The organism is Roseovarius tibetensis, assembly GCF_050896375.1.
Taxonomy (GTDB): Bacteria; Pseudomonadota; Alphaproteobacteria; order Rhodobacterales; family Rhodobacteraceae; genus Roseovarius; species Roseovarius tibetensis.
The window spans coordinates 1-17396 of the sequence record NZ_JBPBBB010000021.1; the positions used below are offsets into that span (position 1 = coordinate 1).

General features: G+C 64.0%; 16 protein-coding genes. 5 read left to right on the forward strand and 11 right to left on the reverse strand.

Features of this window, described 5'->3' with window-relative positions:
* Positions 1-267 precede the first annotated feature (267 nt).
* The 11 genes from ACROSR_RS13420 to tldD all read right to left on the reverse strand — a co-directional run bounded on the left by ACROSR_RS13420 (position 268) and on the right by tldD (position 13712).
* Positions 268-987, reverse strand: a complete 720-nt coding sequence (locus ACROSR_RS13420; protein ID WP_432685875.1) for an NYN domain-containing protein — start codon at positions 985-987, stop codon at positions 268-270.
* A gap of 125 nt (positions 988-1112) precedes the next feature.
* The gene (gene yghU / locus ACROSR_RS13425) at positions 1113-1982 is read right to left on the reverse strand and encodes a glutathione-dependent disulfide-bond oxidoreductase (RefSeq protein WP_432685877.1); all 870 of its coding nucleotides are present in this window, start codon (positions 1980-1982) and stop codon (positions 1113-1115) included.
* Positions 1983-2084: 102 nt separating this feature from the next.
* Positions 2085-3164, reverse strand: coding sequence for a PLP-dependent cysteine synthase family protein (locus ACROSR_RS13430; RefSeq protein WP_432685879.1), 1080 nt, complete (start codon positions 3162-3164; stop codon positions 2085-2087).
* A 231-nt stretch (positions 3165-3395) separates the two neighbouring features.
* Positions 3396-4430 carry a glycosyltransferase family 2 protein gene (locus ACROSR_RS13435; RefSeq protein ID WP_432685881.1) on the reverse strand — a complete coding sequence of 345 codons (1035 nt, stop codon included), beginning with the start codon at positions 4428-4430 and terminating at the stop codon, positions 3396-3398.
* 16 nt (positions 4431-4446) lie between these two features.
* Positions 4447-5430: a UDP-glucose 4-epimerase GalE gene (gene galE, locus ACROSR_RS13440; protein WP_432685883.1), complete on the reverse strand. Its 984-nt coding sequence runs from the start codon at positions 5428-5430 to the stop codon at positions 4447-4449.
* A gap of 18 nt (positions 5431-5448) precedes the next feature.
* A complete protein-coding gene (gene galU, locus ACROSR_RS13445) occupies positions 5449-6342 on the reverse strand; it encodes a UTP--glucose-1-phosphate uridylyltransferase GalU (RefSeq protein ID WP_432685885.1) in 894 nt (297 codons plus the stop codon).
* A 362-nt stretch (positions 6343-6704) separates the two neighbouring features.
* On the reverse strand, positions 6705-7334 hold the full coding sequence (locus ACROSR_RS13450; protein ID WP_432685887.1) for a 3-oxoacid CoA-transferase subunit B: 630 nt from the start codon (positions 7332-7334) through the stop codon (positions 6705-6707).
* Between the two features lie 4 nt (positions 7335-7338).
* Entirely contained in the window at positions 7339-8034 is a 696-nt protein-coding gene (locus tag ACROSR_RS13455) for a CoA transferase subunit A (protein WP_432685889.1), read from the reverse strand.
* Positions 8035-8213: 179 nt separating this feature from the next.
* Entirely contained in the window at positions 8214-10850 is a 2637-nt protein-coding gene (gene topA, locus ACROSR_RS13460; RefSeq protein ID WP_432685891.1) for a type I DNA topoisomerase, read from the reverse strand.
* A 98-nt stretch (positions 10851-10948) separates the two neighbouring features.
* Positions 10949-12100 (reverse strand): DNA-processing protein DprA, encoded by a 1152-nt coding sequence (dprA, locus tag ACROSR_RS13465; RefSeq protein ID WP_432685893.1) that lies wholly within the window; start codon positions 12098-12100, stop codon positions 10949-10951.
* Between the two features lie 187 nt (positions 12101-12287).
* The gene (gene tldD / locus ACROSR_RS13470; RefSeq protein WP_432685895.1) at positions 12288-13712 is read right to left on the reverse strand and encodes a metalloprotease TldD; all 1425 of its coding nucleotides are present in this window, start codon (positions 13710-13712) and stop codon (positions 12288-12290) included.
* 200 nt (positions 13713-13912) lie between these two features.
* On the opposite strand from tldD, the gene coxB reads away from it, so the two are divergent.
* Genes coxB through ACROSR_RS13495 form a run of 5 tightly spaced genes read left to right on the forward strand, consistent with a single transcriptional unit; the run spans position 13913 to position 17383 of the window.
* The gene (gene coxB, locus ACROSR_RS13475) at positions 13913-14797 is read left to right on the forward strand and encodes a cytochrome c oxidase subunit II (protein ID WP_432685897.1); all 885 of its coding nucleotides are present in this window, start codon (positions 13913-13915) and stop codon (positions 14795-14797) included.
* 55 nt (positions 14798-14852) lie between these two features.
* Positions 14853-15809 (forward strand): heme o synthase, encoded by a 957-nt coding sequence (cyoE, locus tag ACROSR_RS13480; RefSeq protein WP_432685899.1) that lies wholly within the window; start codon positions 14853-14855, stop codon positions 15807-15809.
* On the forward strand, positions 15806-15970 hold the full coding sequence (locus tag ACROSR_RS13485; protein ID WP_432685901.1) for a cytochrome c oxidase system small membrane protein: 165 nt from the start codon (positions 15806-15808) through the stop codon (positions 15968-15970). The genes cyoE and ACROSR_RS13485 overlap by 4 nt, the downstream gene beginning before the upstream one ends.
* A complete protein-coding gene (locus ACROSR_RS13490; protein ID WP_432685903.1) occupies positions 15970-16557 on the forward strand; it encodes a cytochrome c oxidase assembly protein in 588 nt (195 codons plus the stop codon). Before ACROSR_RS13485 ends, ACROSR_RS13490 begins: the two co-directional genes overlap by 1 nt.
* A 25-nt stretch (positions 16558-16582) precedes the next feature.
* Entirely contained in the window at positions 16583-17383 is an 801-nt protein-coding gene (locus ACROSR_RS13495; protein ID WP_432685905.1) for a cytochrome c oxidase subunit 3, read from the forward strand.
* Positions 17384-17396: the final 13 nt, after the last annotated feature.

Below are 17396 nucleotides of genomic sequence, written 5' to 3' on the forward strand. Positions count from 1 at the left end.
GGCGGCTCCATGGTCGTGCCGCCGCAAAGATTCAGAAAAATCCTCTCTTGTCACTGTCACATGAGTTCGGAGCCCTGGGGCCGGGGCAGGGGCGTGATAATGACGCGACCCCTGCCTCGCGTCGCGACGTGGCGGCGGTGTCGGACGCCGGCGCAGGCGGATCAAGATTTGCGTGCGGCAACGTCCCAATGCAGGGCAGTTGCGACGGCGCAAGGGTGCCCCCGCTGTCTAGGAAACATTCGGGAACGCGGCGCATCGCGGATGTCGTCAATCGACGCGGCGCACCAAAAGCTGATTGCCGGGGCCGGATTTCGTTTCGAACACCTTGAGTTCCTTGATCAGGTCGCTCAGCTTTTTCTTGCCGTAGCTGCGCGTGTCGAAATCTGGCTTGTCGGCCTGGATCTGCTGGCCGATGCGGCCCAGCGGATACCATTCGTCATCGCTGTCGATCTTTTCCATCGCGTCAAAGATCAGCCGCCGGGCATCGGCGATGCGTTCGCTGTCAAGTTTGGGTTTCGGTGCGCTGCGCGGCGTTTCGCCGCCGTCGTCATAGATATTCTCGATGGCAACGAACCGGTTGCAGGCATTTTTCAGCGCGTCCGGCGCCTTGGCCTCGCCGATGCCGATCACCGTCAGGCCCTGCTCGCGGATGCGGCTTGCCAGCCGGGTGAAGTCGCTGTCCGACGACACCAGAACGAAGCCGTGGAAGTGACCCGCATGCAGGATGTCCATCGCGTCGATCACCAGCCCGATGTCGCTGGCGTTCTTGCCCTTGGTATTGGCGGTTTGCTGATGCTGCACAAGCCCGAGGTTCTGCGCCGTGCGGGTCCAGCCGGCAAGTTGCGGGCTGGACCAGTCGCCGTAGACCCTGCGCAATCCCGGCTCGCCGTAGCTTGTGACCTCTCGCAGGATAGAATCCGCGTATTTTGCGGGCACGTTGTCTGCGTCGATCAGGACGGCAAGCAGTTGGGTATCGCTGACGGGCATGGCGGGTCTCCTTTTCGCCCTCATGCCCGATCAACGGCAAAAACGAAAGCGGTTTGCGCCCTCTTTTCGCCTGTAAATCAGCCCGGCGCAGGCAACATGGCGCAGCCCCGTTTCCTGCACCTGTCTCAGCCGGCCTCGCCGATCTTGTCCTGGGTCTGGGTGTCGAAATCCTCGGGCGAATGCCGTTCGTGCAGCTGCATGTGCGGCGCACCAAAGCTGCGATTGACCATGCGACCACGCTGGACGGGTGCGCGCGCGTCGATCTTTTCGGCCCAAGCCATGACATTCGCGTAGCTCTGCACGTCAAGGAAGGTCGCCGCATCGTAAAGCCGCCCGAGGCATAGCTGCCCGTACCACGGCCAGATCGCCATGTCGGCGATGGTGTAGTCGTCGCCGGCGATATAGGGGCGCTCGGCCAGTTGCCGGTCGAGCACGTCGAGCTGACGCTTGGATTCCATCGCGAACCGGTTGATGGGATATTCCAGTTTTTCAGGCGCATAGGCATAGAAATGCCCGAACCCGCCGCCGAGGAACGGCGCGCTGCCCATCTGCCACATCAGCCAGTTGAGCGTCTCGGTGCGCGCGGGCCCCGAGGACGGCAGGAACGCATCGAATTTTTCGGCCAGATGTATCAGGATCGACCCGCTTTCGAACACTCGCAGGGGTGCGGCACCGGTATGATCCACCATCGCGGGGATCTTGGAATTGGGGTTCACCTCGACGAACCCGCTGCCGAACTGATCGCCCTCGCCGATATCGATCAGCCACGCATCGTATTCGGCGTCATGCCCGGCGGCGAGCAATTCCTCGAACATCACCGTGACCTTGACCCCGTTGGGTGTGGCCAGCGAGTAGAGCTGGAAGGGATGCGTGCCGACAGGCAGATCCTTGTCATGGGTGGCGCCGGCAACGGGGCGGTTGATCGAGGCGAACTTGCCGCCGGACGCGGCCTCCCACGTCCAGACCTCGGGCGGGGTGTAGCTGTTGTCGCTCATGGCGTGACATCCTCTTGTCCGTGCTTTTGGCGCAGGGTAACCGACCATCCACCGGATACAAGCAGCGCTGTCGCACGGAACCTGTGCGACAGCGCAACTGCGTCAGCCCAGTTGATAGCCCGGCGTCGAGGCCGAGATCGCCTGTTCCTCGTCGTTCATGTCCTCGCCGATGCCTTCGAACAGGGGCGTGGTCATGTAACGTTCGCCGGTATCGGGCAGCATGCACAGGATCACCGATCCGGGCGCGGCGGTCTCGGCGATCTGCAGCGAGACGGCAAAGGTCGATCCGCCCGAAACGCCTGTGAAGATGCCCTCCTTCGATGCCAGATCGCGGGCGCATTTGATGCCGTCGGCCCCGGCGACGGGGATCAGATCGTCGTAATACTTCTTGTCGACGGCCTCTTGCAGAACAAGCGGGATGAAATCCGGCGTCCAGCCCTGAATGGGGTGGGGCTGAAAGGCCGGGTGGCTGACGGCGGGGTTGCCCTCGGGTGTGCGCTCTTGTGCGTGGCCGCTGCCCAGAAGGGCGGCGTTGTCGGGCTCCGACAGGACGATCCTGGTGTCGGGGCGCGCCTCGCGCAGCACCCGGCCAAGGGCCGTCACCGTGCCGCCGGTACCATAGCCGGTGACGACGTAATCCAGCCGGTCGCCTTCGAAATCGCCCAGGATCTCCTGCGCGGTGGTGGCCTCGTGGATCGCGGCGTTGTCCTGGGTCTCGAACTGATGGGCCAGGAACCAGCCGTTCTTCTCGGCCAGCTCTTCGGCCTTCTTGTACATGCCGAAGCCCTTTTCGCCCTTGGGTGTCAGCACGACCTTGGCGCCCAGCATCCGCATCAGGCGGCGGCGTTCGATGGAAAAGCTTTCGGCCATGGTGATCACCAGCGGATAGCCCTTCTGCGCGCAGACCATGGCAAGGCCGATGCCGGTATTGCCGCTGGTGGCCTCGACCACCGTCTGTCCGGGCTTGAGCCGCCCGTCGCGTTCGGCCGCCTCGATTATGTTGACGGCGAGGCGGTCCTTGACCGAGGCTGCCGGGTTGAACGCTTCGGCCTTGACATAGATCGTCACATGATCGGGACCCAGATTGTTGATCCGGATCACCGGCGTGTCGCCGATCGTGTCGAGAATGCTGTCATAGCGTTTGCCGCGTCCAGTGGTGCGGCGAATGGTGCTGTCGGTCATGATGACTTCCTCCTACGGTGTGACGTGAACTTATGACCCGCGCAGGCAGGGGAAAAGGGTTGTTCCGGATATCGACGGTATCCGAGGCGAATTCAGGAAGAAATTTCAATTTTAGCCTGAATGTAAGAAGGATGGACCGCGCGGCGGATTGGCTGTTCAAGGGCATGCCATCACCGACAGGCACGAGGCATCCGGTGCATGACGATCGCGATATGCGGACGGCATGACCCGTCAGATCCAGCCGCCCCGCGACATGAGACCGAGGGCTTCCAGTTGCCGCCATCCGGTCAAGCGGGTGGCGCCTGCGCACCACAGGTCGGGGTTGGCGCAAAGGGCGTCATAGTAGTCGTCGTAAAGCCTGCTGTTGGCGAAATGCTCTTGCCGGGCCTTTTCCTCGGCGGACCGGGCGACGACGGTGTCGAGAAATTTCGTGTGCAACAGTACCCCCGAGGTCAGCTCGCCGCCATTCGTGGCGTAGACATGGTTCAGGCGCCGGGGCAAAAGCGAATGCGTCGAACTGACATAGGCATGACGCCAGTGCCATTTGACCAGCGGCACCTTGCCCATGGTGGGCGCGCGACGCGGATCGCCGGCGAAGAACATCCGTGCGCGCGGCCCGCCCTGTATCCACAGGTTTTGCAGATCCCGCTTGCGCCGAATGGTGTGATTTCCGGCATCGAACCAGCACAGCCGCGTGAACGGGTCCTCGCCCGGCGCATAGGGGTGCGCCGACAGCGGCCCCTCGGGATACATGTCAAGCATCAGCGCACCGAAGGAGGCGTGGCCCTGCCGATCCAGCCAGTCGCACAGCGCGGGCAGGGGCCGGGTCTCGTGATAGGGGTAGATCAGACATTCATCGGCATCGAGCGTCAGGCACCAGTGGCCGTGCCCGTGCCGCATCTGCAACCCTGTCAGCCAGTCGACCCCGAAACGCGACAGCCGGTAACTGTGCGCCGTCGTCCAGAGCGACACGTCGGGTTGTGCCGCCAGATAATCGCGCGTGCTGTCATCGCTGGCATTGTCGACGATCAGGAAATGCCGCACCCCGAGACGACGGTGATGGCCCAGGAACCACGGCAGGCGCACCGCCTCGTTGCGTATGGTGGCGAAACACAGGACGTCGTCGGCTTCGATGTCATGCGTCCGGTCGATCACCGGGCGCAACTGGCCCCTTTTGCGCAGGCTGCGCCAAAGCAGGCGGCGGCGTTTCCACCGCAGCCGGTACGCCAGCGCCGCATCGCCCAGCCACTCGAAAGCCTTGACCATCAGCGCAGCGTCGATCCTATCTGTCGTAATGTCCAGCCTGATGCCAACGCCACGCATCGCCGATCATCAGGTCCAGCGTTGAACGGGCCGGGCGCCAGCCCAGGTCCGCCTCGGCGCGGGTCGATCCGGAGACGAGCCGCGTGCAATCGCCGGGGCGCCGCGCCCCTTCGCGTATCGGGACCGTACGGCCTGTGACCTGCGCTGACTGGTCGATCACCTCGCGCACCGAGAACCCGCGACCGGTGCCAAGGTTGAACACCCGGCTGCCGCGCCCGTCGAGCAGCCATTTCAGGCCCAGCACATGCGCGTCGACCAGATCGGTGACATGCACGTAATCGCGGATGCAGGTGCCGTCGGGCGTGTCGTAATCGGAGCCGAAGATCGTCAGCGCCTCGCGCCTGCCGCATGTCGCCTCCAGAATCAGCGGGATAAGGTGTGTTTCGGGGCGGTGATATTCGCCGATCTCGGCCTCGGGATCGGCGCCGGCGACGTTGAAATAGCGAAAGATCACGTGGCGCAGCCCGTGCGCGGCCTCGAAATCGCGCAGCATGTCCTCGATCGCGCGTTTCGAGGCGCCGTAGGCATTGATCGGGGTCTGCGCGCAGTCTTCGTCAAGCATGATGCCGTCGTGATCGCCATAGGTCGCACAGGTCGAGGAAAAAACGATGTCGCGGCAGCCCGCCGCGACCGCCGCCCGCATCAGGCTGAGGGACCCGGCGACGTTGTTGTGCCAGTAGAGCCCCGGATCGCGCATGCTCTCATTGACTTGGCTGAGCGCCGCGAAATGCAGGATGGCGCGCGGGCGATAGGCCGCGAACACCGCGTCGAGCCGGGCGCGATCAGTCAATTCGCCCTGTTCGAACGGGCCGAACCTGACCGCGTCGGACCAGCCGGTACTCAGGTTGTCATAAGTTACGGGCGTGTAGCCCGCCGCGCCGAGCGCCTTGCAGGCATGGCTGCCGATATAGCCGGCCCCGCCCGTGACCAGAACATGGGTCAAGTCAAGCCCCGCCTGCGGTTACTGTGCCGCCTTGGACGCGTTCATGACATCCGACAGGTAGGACCACAGCTCGTCCCGCAGATCGTCGCGGGCCAGCGCGAAGGCGACCGTCGCCTGCAGAAACCCGGCCTTCGAGCCGCAATCGAATCGTTGCCCCTGAAAGCGGAACCCGTACACCTCTTCGCCATCCTTGCGGGCGTCGTCGATCGCATCGGTCAGCTGGATCTCGCCACCCGCGCCCGAGTGTTTCTTGTTGAGCTTCTTGAGGACGGTCGGTGTCAGGATATAGCGACCGATCACCGCCAGGTTGGATGGCGCGGTGCCCGGCTCCGGCTTTTCGACCATGCCCTTGGTGGACACGACCCGGCCCATGTCCTCCTTGATGTCGAGGATGCCGTAAGAGTTGGTTCTCTCGTCGGGGACGTCCATCGCCGCGACCATGTTGTGACCGGTTTCCTCAAACGCCTCGACCATCTGCTGCAGGCACGGTTTGTCGGCGGCGATCACGTCGTCGGGCAGGATCACCGCGAAGGGCTCCTTGGCGATGAACCGGCGCGCACACCACACCGCATGGCCAAGGCCCATCGGCTTGGCCTGGCGCAGATAGGCGATCTCGCCGGAATCCATGTTCGTGGATTTGAGGATGTCCAGCAGGTCATCCTTGCCCTTGCGGCGCAGTTCCTGTTCGAGTTGCGGGGCAGTGTCGAAATAATCCTCCAGCGCGCTCTTGCCGCGGGCGGTGACAAAGATGAATTCCTTGATGCCCGCCGCACGCGCCTCGTCGATGGCATATTGCACCAGCGGCCGGTCGACCAGAGTCATGATCTCCTTGGGCACCGACTTGGTCGCCGGAAGAAACCGCGTCCCCAGCCCGGCCACCGGAAATATTGCTTTTGTTACCTTACGACGCATGATCCGCTCCAATTTCAGCAATTGTTTCCGTACTAGAATAATTAAATAACAGATTCATCACCTATCACCTGAAAATCGGCATTTATCTTGGCGCAATCCCGCTCATTTGCAGACATGTGGTCATCTTGGCGGCAAGGATACACTGTAAACGTGCCTTGGGCACGTCGTGTTCCGGTTTAACGTGGTGTGATGGCTGCAATTTCGGCCCCCGTGCTGACGTTCTGACGCGCACTCTTGGCGTGATTTGCGATACGTGCGGCTTTTAGCCGGGCGCCATGCCGGTCGTGCCACGGGACAAGGCCGGCAAGGCTTGTTTCCAGGTGCAGTGACCCGGCCCGGTGTCAGGGCCGGATCATGCGCTGTCAGTTGACAATTCGCGCGTCTGTGGCGGCGCGAATCTCGTCCTCGGTCACGCCTTCCGCCGTCTCGACGATCCTGAGACCGCCCTCGACCACGTCGAGCACCCCGAGATTGGTGATGATCCGGTTGACCACGCCTGTACCGGTCAGCGGCAGGGTGCATTCCTTCAGCAGCTTGCTGTCGCCATGCTTGTTGGTGTGATCCATCACCACCACCACGCGCCGCACGCCGGCCACGAGATCCATGGCCCCGCCCATGCCCTTGATCAGCTTGCCGGGGATCATCCAGTTCGCGAGGTCGCCGTTCTCGGCCACCTCCATCGCGCCAAGGATCGCCATCGCGATCTTGCCACCCCGGATCATCCCGAATGACGTGGCGCTGTCAAAATAGCTGGTATGCGGCAATTCGGTGATTGTCTGCTTGCCGGCATTGATGAGATCGGGATCGACCTCGTTCTCGGTGGGGAAGGGGCCCATGCCCAGCATCCCGTTTTCCGATTGCAGCGTCACCTCGACGCCCTCGGGAATGTAGTTGGGCACGAGGGTCGGGATGCCGATCCCGAGATTGACGTAAGTGCCGTCCTCAAGTTCCTGTGCCGCGCGCGCGGCCATCTGGTTGCGATCCCAAGGCATGGTCTCAGCCCTCCCTCAAAGTGCGTTTCTCGATGCGCTTCTCGTGGTCGCCCTGGATGAGACGGTGCACGTAGATGCCGGGCAGATGGATGTGATCGGGCTCCAGCTCGCCGGGCTCCACGATCTCCTCGACCTCCATGACGCAGGTCTTGCCGCACATCGCCGCGGGCGGATTGAAGTTGCGGGCGGTCTTGCGAAAGATGCAGTTGCCGGTGGTGTCGGCCTTCCACGCCTTGACGATCGCGAGGTCGGCGAAGATCCCGCGCTCCAGGATGTAGGGTTCGCCGTCGAACTCCTTGACTTCCTTGCCCTCGCCGATCTGCGTGCCATAGCCGGTTTTCGTGTAGAACCCGGCGATGCCCGCGCCACCGGCGCGCATCCGCTCGGCGAGCGTGCCTTGCGGGTTGAATTCAAGCTCCAGCTCGCCCGAGAGATACTGCTGCATGAACGTGTCGTTCTCGCCGACATAGGACGACATCATCTTCTTGACCTGCCGGGTCTGCAACAGGATGCCGATGCCGAAATCGTCGACGCCCGCATTGTTCGAGGCAAAGGTCAGATCCTTGGTGCCCGCCTCCTTGATCGCCTGCAACAGCAGCTCGGGGATGCCGCACAGACCGAAGCCCCCGGCGGCGATCGTCATCCCGTCGAATAGCAGACCGTCCAGCGCGTCGGCGGCCGAGCCATAGACCTTTTTCATCGCGCAACTCCTTCTGACGTTTGTCTGGGCGGTGTATTGGGCGGATCATCGCGTCGAGTCAACGCGCTGTCCCGAGCCATGTGTAAAAAACCGGGGCGCGACACGGGCTTTCACGGTATCACGCCGTTGTCTTCGACAGAAGGCCGGCAGAGATCCGTCAACGGTCGTCGCCTGCGCCCTCAGCCGGCCTTCTTCTTGGCCGCGGGCTTTTTGGCTGCCGGTTTCTTTGCAGTCTTGCGCGGCGTGCCCTTTTTCGCGGCTTTTTCGGCGATCAGCTCGACGGCCTTCTCGGGGGACACATCCTCGGGTTTGACGTCCTTGGGCAGGGTGGCGTTGATCTTGCCCCATTTGACATAGGGGCCAAAGCGCCCGTCCATGATGTGGATCGGCCCGCCTTCCTCGGGATGTTCGCCCAGATCGTGCAGGGGTTTGGCGGCCGAACGCCCACGCCCGCCGGGATTGGCGCGTTTCTCGGCCAGCAGTTCCACCGCGCGGTTCATGCCGATCTCGAACACGTCGGCGGGATCCTTGAGATTGGCATAGACGGGTTTCTTGTCCTCGGGGCCCTGGTGCATGACGTAGGGCCCAAAGCGGCCGAAGTTCGATTTGACCATGCCGCCCTCGGGGTGCTCGCCCACCTCGCGCGGCAGGCTCAGAAGGGTCAGCGCCTTTTCCAGATCCATCTCGTCGGCTTTCCAGCCCTTGGGCAGGCTGGCGCGATCGGGTTTTTTCTTCTCCTCGGTGGGTTCGCCGCGCTGGACGTAAGGCCCGAAGCGTCCCGAGCGCAGCGTGATCTCGTTGCCCTCCGCGTCCTCGCCCAGCACCCGGTCGGCGTTCTCGGCGGCATCGCCGCCGATGGGCCTCGTGTAGCGGCATTCGGGGTAGTTGCCGCAGCCGACGAAACCACCGGACTTGGAGGTCTTCAGATGCAGCCGCCCGGTGCCGCAAAGCGGACAGGCGCGCGGGTCCGCGCCATCCTCGCGCGGCGGGTAAAGCTGATCGGCAAGTGCCTCGTCAAGCACGTCGAGAACCTCGGAAATCCGCAATTCCGAGGTTTCGGCGATCGCCGCCGAGAAATCGCGCCAGAAGCGGTCGAGAACCTCCTTGTAATCCTTTTCCCCGGCGCTGACGCGGTCGAGATCCTCTTCGAGATTGGCGGTGAATTCGTAGCCCACGTATTTGCGGAAGAAATTGATCAGGAAGATCGTGACGATGCGGCCCTTGTCCTCGGGGATCAGGCGGTTCTGTTCCTTGCGGACGTATTCGCGATCCTGAATCGTGCCCAGCACGCTGGCATAGGTCGAAGGGCGGCCGATGCCCAGCTCCTCCATCCGTTTGACCAGCGTCGCCTCTGTAAAGCGTGGCGGCGGCTGGGTAAAATGCTGCAGGCCAAGGACGGATTCATTGTCCGCCAGCACGGCCGCGGTATCGTCCTTGCCCTCTTGCGCCTTGGCGAAATCGGGCCGCATCGAGGATTTGGCGAAATCGGCCGCGTCGCCCTGGCTGATCTGCGGCAGGCGCTTGTCGTCCTCGTCGCCGGCTACATCATCGCGGCCCTCCTCGTAGACCTTCAGGAAGCCGTCGAACAGCATCACCTGCCCGGTCGCGCGAAGCCCCACCTGGCCGTCGGCGCTTCCGATCTCGACGGTCGTGCGCTCAAGCTGGGCGGCCGCCATCTGACAGGCCAGCGTGCGTTTCCAGATGAGATCGTACAGCTTGCGCTGATCGGCATCGGTGGCCTTGATCTGCCCCGCATCGCGGGTCATTTCGGTCGGACGGATGCATTCATGCGCCTCCTGCGCGTTCTTGGCCTTGTTCTTGTACATGCGCGGCGATTTGGGGATGTAATCCGCGCCATAGCGCTCTGTGATCGCGTCGCGGGCGGCCATCACGGCCTCGGACGCCATGTCGATACCGTCGGTCCGCATGTAGGTGATGTACCCGGCCTCGTAGAGGCGTTGCGCGGCAGACATGCACTGCTTGGCGCCCATGCCGAACTTGCGGCTCGCCTCTTGTTGCAGGGTCGAGGTCATGAACGGCGCCGACGGGTTGCGCGTCGCCGGTTTCGCCTCGACCGAGGTCACTGACAAGGCGCGCGATGTCACTGCCTGCACGGCCATCTCGGCCTGCGTGGCATTTTCCAGGTCGTATTTTTCCAGTTTCTTGCCGGCGAGCGTCACCAGCCGCGCCTCAAACTCCTGCCCGCGCGGGGTGGCCAGCAGAGCCTTGACCGACCAGTATTCGCGGGGGTTGAACGCCTCGATCTCCATCTCGCGCTCGACGATCAGGCGCAGGCAGACCGATTGCACGCGGCCCGCGGACTTTGCGCCGGGCAGCTTGCGCCAGAGCACCGGGCTTAGATTGAAGCCCACGAGGTAATCCAGAGCGCGTCGTGCGAGATAGGCCTCGACCAGTGGCGCGTCGACCTGACGCGGGTTGTTCATCGCCTCGGTGACGGCGGACTTGGTGATCGCGTTGAACACGACGCGGCTGACCGGCGTGTCCTTCTTTATGGCCTTGCGCTTGCGCAGCGTCTCTTCAAGGTGCCAACTGATCGCCTCGCCCTCGCGGTCGGGGTCCGTGGCGAGGATGAGCGCGTTGTCGTCCTTCAGCGCGTCGGCGATCGCCTTGACGTGCTTGCGGCTGTCCGTGCCGACCTCCCATGTCATCTCGAACCCGTTCTCGGGATCGACCGATCCGTCCTTCGGGGGCAGGTCGCGCACATGGCCGTAGCTGGCCAGCACCGTGTAATCGTCGCCGAGATACTTGTTGATCGTCTTGGCTTTGGCCGGCGATTCGACAACGACGACGGGCATGGGCAATCCTTCCGGCTGATAACGCGCTTCGAGGCGGCAGCATGTGGCGTGCCGGGGGGGATTGTCAATGTGGTCGCTGCGGCGCAGCGACGCGGCACTCAACTGGAGCGTGAAAGAAGTCCGCCCGGCGCCCGCGTGATCCGACCGTCAAGCTCGAGATCGACGAGCACGGGGGCGACCGCGCCCGCCGGCGCGCCGAGATCCCGGATCAGCTGATCCTCGGCCAGCGGCGAGGGGCCGAGGCGTTGCAGGATTCGGGTGTGCAGCGCCGCGGTTTCGCGCAGCGATCGCGATGGTGGTGGCGCATGCTGCGGCGTCGGATCCAGTGGCAGTTCGACCTGATCGCGGGGCGCGTCGGGGCGGGGCATCGCCTCGATCACGTCGGAGGCGTTCCGCACGAGTGTCGCCCCGTCGCGCAGCAGCATGTTGCATCCGCTGGCGCGGGCATCGATGGGGTGGCCGGGCACTGCCAGAACCTCGCGCCCTTGGTCGAGCGCGCTGCGCGCGGTGATCAACGAGCCGGATTTCGCGGCGGCCTCGACCACCACCACGGCCTGTGCCAGACCGCTGATCAGGCGGTTGCGGCCCGGAAAGTGGCGGGCCTGCGGCACGAGTCCCGTGGGATGCTCGGATATGCGCAGGCCGGTTCGGATGATGTCGCCGGCCAGCCGGGTGTTTTCGGCGGGGTAGATCACGTCGACGCCGCCGGCCATGACCGCGATGGTCCCGCGTTCGGCACTGGCCAGATGCGCGGCGGTATCGACACCGCGCGCCAGGCCAGAGACGATCGTGTACCCCTTTTCGGACAGTTCCGCCGCCAGCGACCGGGCCATCCGCGTGCCGAGCGACGAGGCGTTGCGCGCGCCGACGAGCGCGATCATCGGCCGATCGAATACGCTGGCATCCCCTATGACCCACAGCAGCGGCGGTGCGTCGGCGAGATCACGCAGCGCATCCGGATAGCCGGGATCGGCAAGGGTCATCATGCGCGCGCCGGCGGCCTGACCGGCGCGAAGTTCCGCCTCGGCCACACCGGGCGGGCAGGGGGTGTAATCGGTCACGCCCGCGGCCCGTGCAACCTCTGGCAGCGCGTCGAGAGCGGCCGCGGCGCTGCCATGCTCAGCCATCAGGCGATGAAATGTCGTCGGTCCGACCCGGCGAGAGCGCAAGAGGCGAAGCCACGTCACCCGGTCATCTTCCGTGGTGGGTGGGAGTGGGGGGTGAGTGGAAGGATGTGTATCCCCGGGCATCCGTGACCTCGCCAATTGCCCCGTCTGGATAGCGCGCCATTGGTTAATACACGGTAAACCAGGACGCGGTTTTCGAAGGTGGGGCGAATTCTCTGCCGCGCCCCCCGTTCGGTGCGTAGGGTTGGGCCTGAAGGTCGAGTATTTTTGGAAAGATGAAACCCGTGTCAGAGCCAGGGTTTGGGCTACGTCAGGATGTGGCCGATCCGCCCACCGTCAGCCCGCCGATCAGAACCGTTGGTTGGCCCACGCCCACCGGCACCCATTGGCCGTCCTTGCCGCAATTGCCCATGCCGGGATCGAGCGCCATGTCGTTGCCGAGGCCCCGGATCTGCTGCAGGGCCGTGGCGCCGTCGCCGATCAGCGTCGCCCCCTTGACAGGCGCGCCGACCTTGCCGTCCTTGACGCGGTAAGCCTCGGTGCAGGAGAAGACGAACTTGCCGTTGGTGATGTCGACCTGGCCGCCGCCGAAGCCCACGGCATAGATGCCGTCGGTCATCTCGGCCACCAGATCATCCGGCGTCGCGTCGCCGCCCAGCATGTAGGTGTTGGTCATGCGCGGCATGGGCGCGTGGGCGTAGCTTTCGCGGCGGCCGTTGCCGGTGGCTTCGACCCCCATCAGGCGGGCGTTCTGGCGGTCCTGCATGTAGCCTATCAAGATGCCGTCCTCGATCAGCACGTTGCGGCCCGACGCTGTGCCCTCGTCGTCGATGGTGAGGCTGCCGCGGCGATCGGGGATCGTGCCGTCATCGAGCACCGTGACGCCCTTCGATGCGATCCGCTGGCCCATCAGCCCGGCGAAGGCGGAGGACCCCTTGCGGTTGAAGTCGCCTTCCAGCCCGTGGCCGATCGCCTCGTGCAGCAGGATGCCGGGCCAGCCGGGGCCGAGCACCACGTCCATCACGCCGGCCGGGGCGGGTTCGGCCCGCAGATTGACCAGCGCGATGCGCAGCGCCTCGCTGGTCTTGGCCTGCCAGTCTTCGGGGGTCAGCAGACCGTCAAGCCCGATGCGCCCGCCGCCGCCGGCGCCGCCCTGTTCGCGGCGGCCGTCCTGCTCGACGATCACCGACACGTTGACGCGGGTCATGGGGCGGATATCGCCGACCTCTGTCCCGTCGGGGCGCAGGATCACGACCTCCTGGTGGGACGCGGCGATCGTGGCGGTGACCTGCACAACGCGTGGGTCGAGATCGCGGGCAAAGGCGTCGATCTCGCGCAGGGTGTCGAGCTTGACGGGAAAGGACGCGCCCGCGATCGGGTCGGCATCGGTGTAGAGATGCCGGTTGGTGCGCGCCGGGGCCGCGGCCAGCGTGCCGCCGCCGGACCCCACGGCGAGGCGCGCCGTCTCGACCGCGCGGCCCAAGGCCGCGTCGCTGACATCCGAGGAGTGCGCGTAGCCCGTCACCTCGCCCTGCACGGCGCGCAGTCCGAACCCTTCGGACGCGTCATAGGACGCGGTCTTGACCCGGCCATCGTCGAAGGTCAGCGCCTCTGCGCGGCGGCGTTCGAGGAAGAGCTCGCCGTCATCGGCACCGCGTGTCGCCTCTTGCAGATGCGCAAGCGCACGGTCGCGATCCAGCAGACTGTCGAAGGGGCGAAAGGGGGTGTCGCTCATGGGGCTTCATCCTATATCATGTCGAGGGCGGCGCGTGCGGCTTTGCCTCGCGGTCGGGAAAAGCGTCCGATTGCCGCAATGCTCTTTCTTGTCGTTCCCGGCAGGATATGGTTTTAGACTGAAACAATGCAATGGAAGCCTGACCACAGCGCGGCGCGGCTTTCAAGACGGACAGACCGCATCAACAAGCAGGATGTATCATGCGACCAATCTTCAGCCTACTGGCGGGCCTGAGCGCCCTGACCGCCCTGCCCGCGATGGCGCAGCAGAACCTCGAAATCGTCGGCAAGCCCGAACAGGGCGGGATGGGGTTCCAGACCGCCGCGACCGAGCTGGCGCGCGATCTGCAATGGCTGGACGGCACGATCAACGTGATCATCATCGCCATCGTGCTGTTCGTCACGGCGCTTCTGGGGGTCGTGCTGGTCAAGTACAATCGGCGCGCCAACGACACCCCGGCGCGGTTTACCCACAATTCGCCCGTCGAGATCGCGTGGACCATCGGCCCGATCGTGATCCTTGTCTTCATCGGGGCCTTTTCGCTGCCGATCCTGTTCAAGCAACAGGAAATCCCCGAGGGCGACGTGAACATCAAGGTGACCGGTTACCAGTGGTACTGGGGCTACGAGTACACCGACCACGATTTCGGTTTCGAAAGCTTCATGATCGGGGCCCCGGCAACGGGCGGTGACAATCGCCTGACACCCGAGGTCGAAAAGCAGCTTGTCGAGGCCGGCTACAGCCGCGACGAGTTCTTGCTGGCGACCGACACCTCGGTCGTGGTCCCGGTCGACAAGACCGTTGTGATGACCGTGACCGGCGCTGACGTGATCCATAGCTGGACGATCCCTGCCTTCGGCGTGAAGCAGGACGCCGTGCCGGGTCGCCTGGCGCAACTGTGGTTCACGCCGGAGCGCGAAGGTGTCTATTTCGGACAATGCTCCGAGCTGTGCGGGCAGGCGCATGCCTACATGCCGATCACCGTCAAGGTGGTGAGCCAGGACGAGTACGAAAAATGGCTGGACGGCGCGATCGAGGACTATGCCGGGACACCGCGCGACGTCGATGTCGCCCTGGCCGAGTGACGACCGCGTGACGACCCCCGGGCACGTGCCCGGGGCAGCCTGACAGGAGATCCCGATGAGCGATGCCAGCCTTCAGACAGCGCGCCCCGCAGCCGCTGGGCCCGTGGACGATGCCGGGTTCCGCGATTTCTTCGCCTTGCTGAAGCCGCGGGTCATGACGCTGGTCGTGTTCACCGCGTTCGTGGGATTGCTGTCGGCCCCGGTTGCGGTGCACCCCGTGGTCGGGCTGGCGGCGATCCTGTTCATCGCAGTGGGCGGTGGCGCGGCAGGCGCGCTTAACATGTGGTGGGAATCGGATATCGACGCGCTTATGAAGCGGACGGCGAAACGGCCGATTCCGGCAGGCCGCGTGACCCGCGACGAGGCGTTCGCGTTCGGCATCGCGCTGGCGGGCATATCGGTGGTGATGCTGTGGTTGGCGACAAACGCGCTGGCTGCCGCGATCCTCGCCTTCACGATCTTCTTCTACGTGGTAATCTACACCATCGGGCTGAAGCGTTGGACGCCGCAGAACATCGTGATCGGCGGTGCGGCCGGGGCGTTTCCACCGATGATCGGCTGGGCCGCCGCGACCGGCACGGTAAGTATTGAATCCGTGCTGATGTTCGCGCTGATCTTTCTGTGGACGCCGCCGCATTTCTGGGCGCTGGCGCTGTTCATGCGGGGCGATTACGACGGCGCGGGCGTGCCGATGCTGACAGTGACGCGTGGGCGGCGCTCTACACGGCGGCATATCCTGGCATATACCGTCGTGTTGGCCGTGATGGCGATCGCGGCGGCGTTTACCGGGATCGGAGGTCCGATCTACCTTGCTGTCGCTGTCGTGTTCAACGCGCTCTTCCTGCGCGACGCCGTCGCAATCTGGCGGCGCGACGAAGCCATGGCAGAGGCGGACAATTTCAAGGTCGAAAGGCAGGCGTTCAAGCTGTCGCTCTGGTACCTTTTCGCACATTTCGCCGCGATTCTCGCCGAGGCGACGCTTGGCGGGTTCGGATTGGGGGGCTGGGCATGAGCTTTCGTGTGATACACGAGCTGCACAAGCGCCGGTTCGGGCGCAATCTAGGGCTGGGGCTGGTGCTTGTCGGGCTGGTCGCCCTCGTCTTCGGGCTGACAGTGGTGAAGGTCACGACCGACGATTTCAAGATGCTGACGAATGAAGAGGAGAGTCGCTGATGGCACTGGATGCCAACACAAAAACCGTGACCCGACTTGTCGGTGTCGTTGTTCTGATGGGCGGGTTGGCCTGGGCCTCGGTGCCATTCTACGACTGGTTCTGCCGGGTCACCGGCTTTGGCGGCGTGACCGGTCAGTCTGACATTGCCAGTGACGAGGTGCTCGACGAGACCATCACCGTGCGCTTCGACGCCAGCAAGGCGCGCGACATGCCGTGGGAGTTCAAGCCCGTCGAGCGCGAGATGGACCTGCGCATCGGCGAGACCGGGTTGGCCTTCTACGAGGCCTACAACCCCACCGACCGTCCCGTCGCGGGGCGGGCGAATTATAACGTGACGCCCTACGACGCTGGCGGGTTCTTCACCAAGATCGACTGCTTCTGTTTTCAGGAGCAAGTGCTTCAGCCGGGCGAGCGCGTGCAGATGCCGGTGACGTTCTATGTGGACCCGGAGATCGTCGACGACCGCGAGGGGCAGTACATCCACACCATCACCCTGTCCTATACCTTCCACGAGATCGATTTGCCCGAGGATGTCGCGCAGGCCGCGCTTGAACCGGGCGTGGAATCGGGTAAACCCGTGAATTGAAGCAGTCGACGAGGACAAGACCGCCATGGCACATGCAAAGAACCACGATTACCACATTCTGTCACCTTCCATCTGGCCGTTCCTGGGGGCCTTGGCGGGGTTCATCATGCTGTTCGGGGCCGTGCTCTGGATGCACGACAGCGGTCCGTGGATGTTCCTCGCCGGGCTGATCGGGGTGCTCTACGTGATGTTCGGCTGGTGGGCCGACGTCGTGACCGAAGGCGAGACCGGGGACCACACGCCGGTGGTGCGGATCGGTCTGCGCTATGGCTTCATCATGTTCATCATGTCCGAGGTGATGTTCTTTGCCGCATGGTTCTGGAGCTTCTTCAAGCATGCCATGTACCCCATGGGCGAGAATTCCCCGATGGTGGACGGGCAGTGGCCGCCTGCCGGGATCGAGACGTTCGATCCGTGGCACCTTCCGTTGATCAACACGCTGATCCTGCTGTGTTCCGGTTGTGCGGCAACATGGGCGCATCACGCATTGGTCCATGAGAACAACCGCAAGGACATGAAATATGGGCTGATGCTGGCAATCGCGCTCGGCGCGATCTTCACGGTGTTCCAGGTGTACGAATACACGCACGCGGCCTTCGGCTTCTCCGGCAATATCTATGGCGCGAATTTCTTCATGGCGACCGGATTTCACGGGGCGCATGTGGTGATCGGCACAATCTTCCTGTTCGTTTGCCTGATCCGGGTTCAGAAGGGTCATTTCACGCCCCAGCAGCATGTCGGTTTCGAGGCCGCGGCGTGGTATTGGCACTTCGTCGACGTGGTGTGGTTGTTCCTGTTCGCGTCCATTTACATATGGGGCTCGTGACAATCCTGCGACG

Excerpts from the sequence above, each read along its gene's own strand:
- ACROSR_RS13420 (WP_432685875.1), bottom strand. The coding sequence starts at position 987 with ATGCCCGTCAGCGATACCCAACTGCTTGCCGTCCTGATCGACGCAGAC.
- yghU (WP_432685877.1), bottom strand. The coding sequence starts at position 1,982 with ATGAGCGACAACAGCTACACCCCGCCCGAGGTCTGGACGTGGGAGGCC.
- ACROSR_RS13430 (WP_432685879.1), bottom strand. The coding sequence starts at position 3,164 with ATGACCGACAGCACCATTCGCCGCACCACTGGACGCGGCAAACGCTAT.
- ACROSR_RS13435 (WP_432685881.1), bottom strand. The coding sequence starts at position 4,430 with ATGGTCAAGGCTTTCGAGTGGCTGGGCGATGCGGCGCTGGCGTACCGG.
- galU (WP_432685885.1), bottom strand. The coding sequence starts at position 6,342 with ATGCGTCGTAAGGTAACAAAAGCAATATTTCCGGTGGCCGGGCTGGGG.
- ACROSR_RS13450 (WP_432685887.1), bottom strand. The coding sequence starts at position 7,334 with ATGCCTTGGGATCGCAACCAGATGGCCGCGCGCGCGGCACAGGAACTT.
- ACROSR_RS13455 (WP_432685889.1), bottom strand. The coding sequence starts at position 8,034 with ATGAAAAAGGTCTATGGCTCGGCCGCCGACGCGCTGGACGGTCTGCTA.
- topA (WP_432685891.1), bottom strand. The coding sequence starts at position 10,850 with ATGCCCGTCGTCGTTGTCGAATCGCCGGCCAAAGCCAAGACGATCAAC.
- dprA (WP_432685893.1), bottom strand. The coding sequence starts at position 12,100 with ATGCCCGGGGATACACATCCTTCCACTCACCCCCCACTCCCACCCACC.
- tldD (WP_432685895.1), bottom strand. The coding sequence starts at position 13,712 with ATGAGCGACACCCCCTTTCGCCCCTTCGACAGTCTGCTGGATCGCGAC.
- coxB (WP_432685897.1), top strand. The coding sequence starts at position 13,913 with ATGCGACCAATCTTCAGCCTACTGGCGGGCCTGAGCGCCCTGACCGCC.
- cyoE (WP_432685899.1), top strand. The coding sequence starts at position 14,853 with ATGAGCGATGCCAGCCTTCAGACAGCGCGCCCCGCAGCCGCTGGGCCC.
- ACROSR_RS13485 (WP_432685901.1), top strand. The coding sequence starts at position 15,806 with ATGAGCTTTCGTGTGATACACGAGCTGCACAAGCGCCGGTTCGGGCGC.
- ACROSR_RS13490 (WP_432685903.1), top strand. The coding sequence starts at position 15,970 with ATGGCACTGGATGCCAACACAAAAACCGTGACCCGACTTGTCGGTGTC.
- ACROSR_RS13495 (WP_432685905.1), top strand. The coding sequence starts at position 16,583 with ATGGCACATGCAAAGAACCACGATTACCACATTCTGTCACCTTCCATC.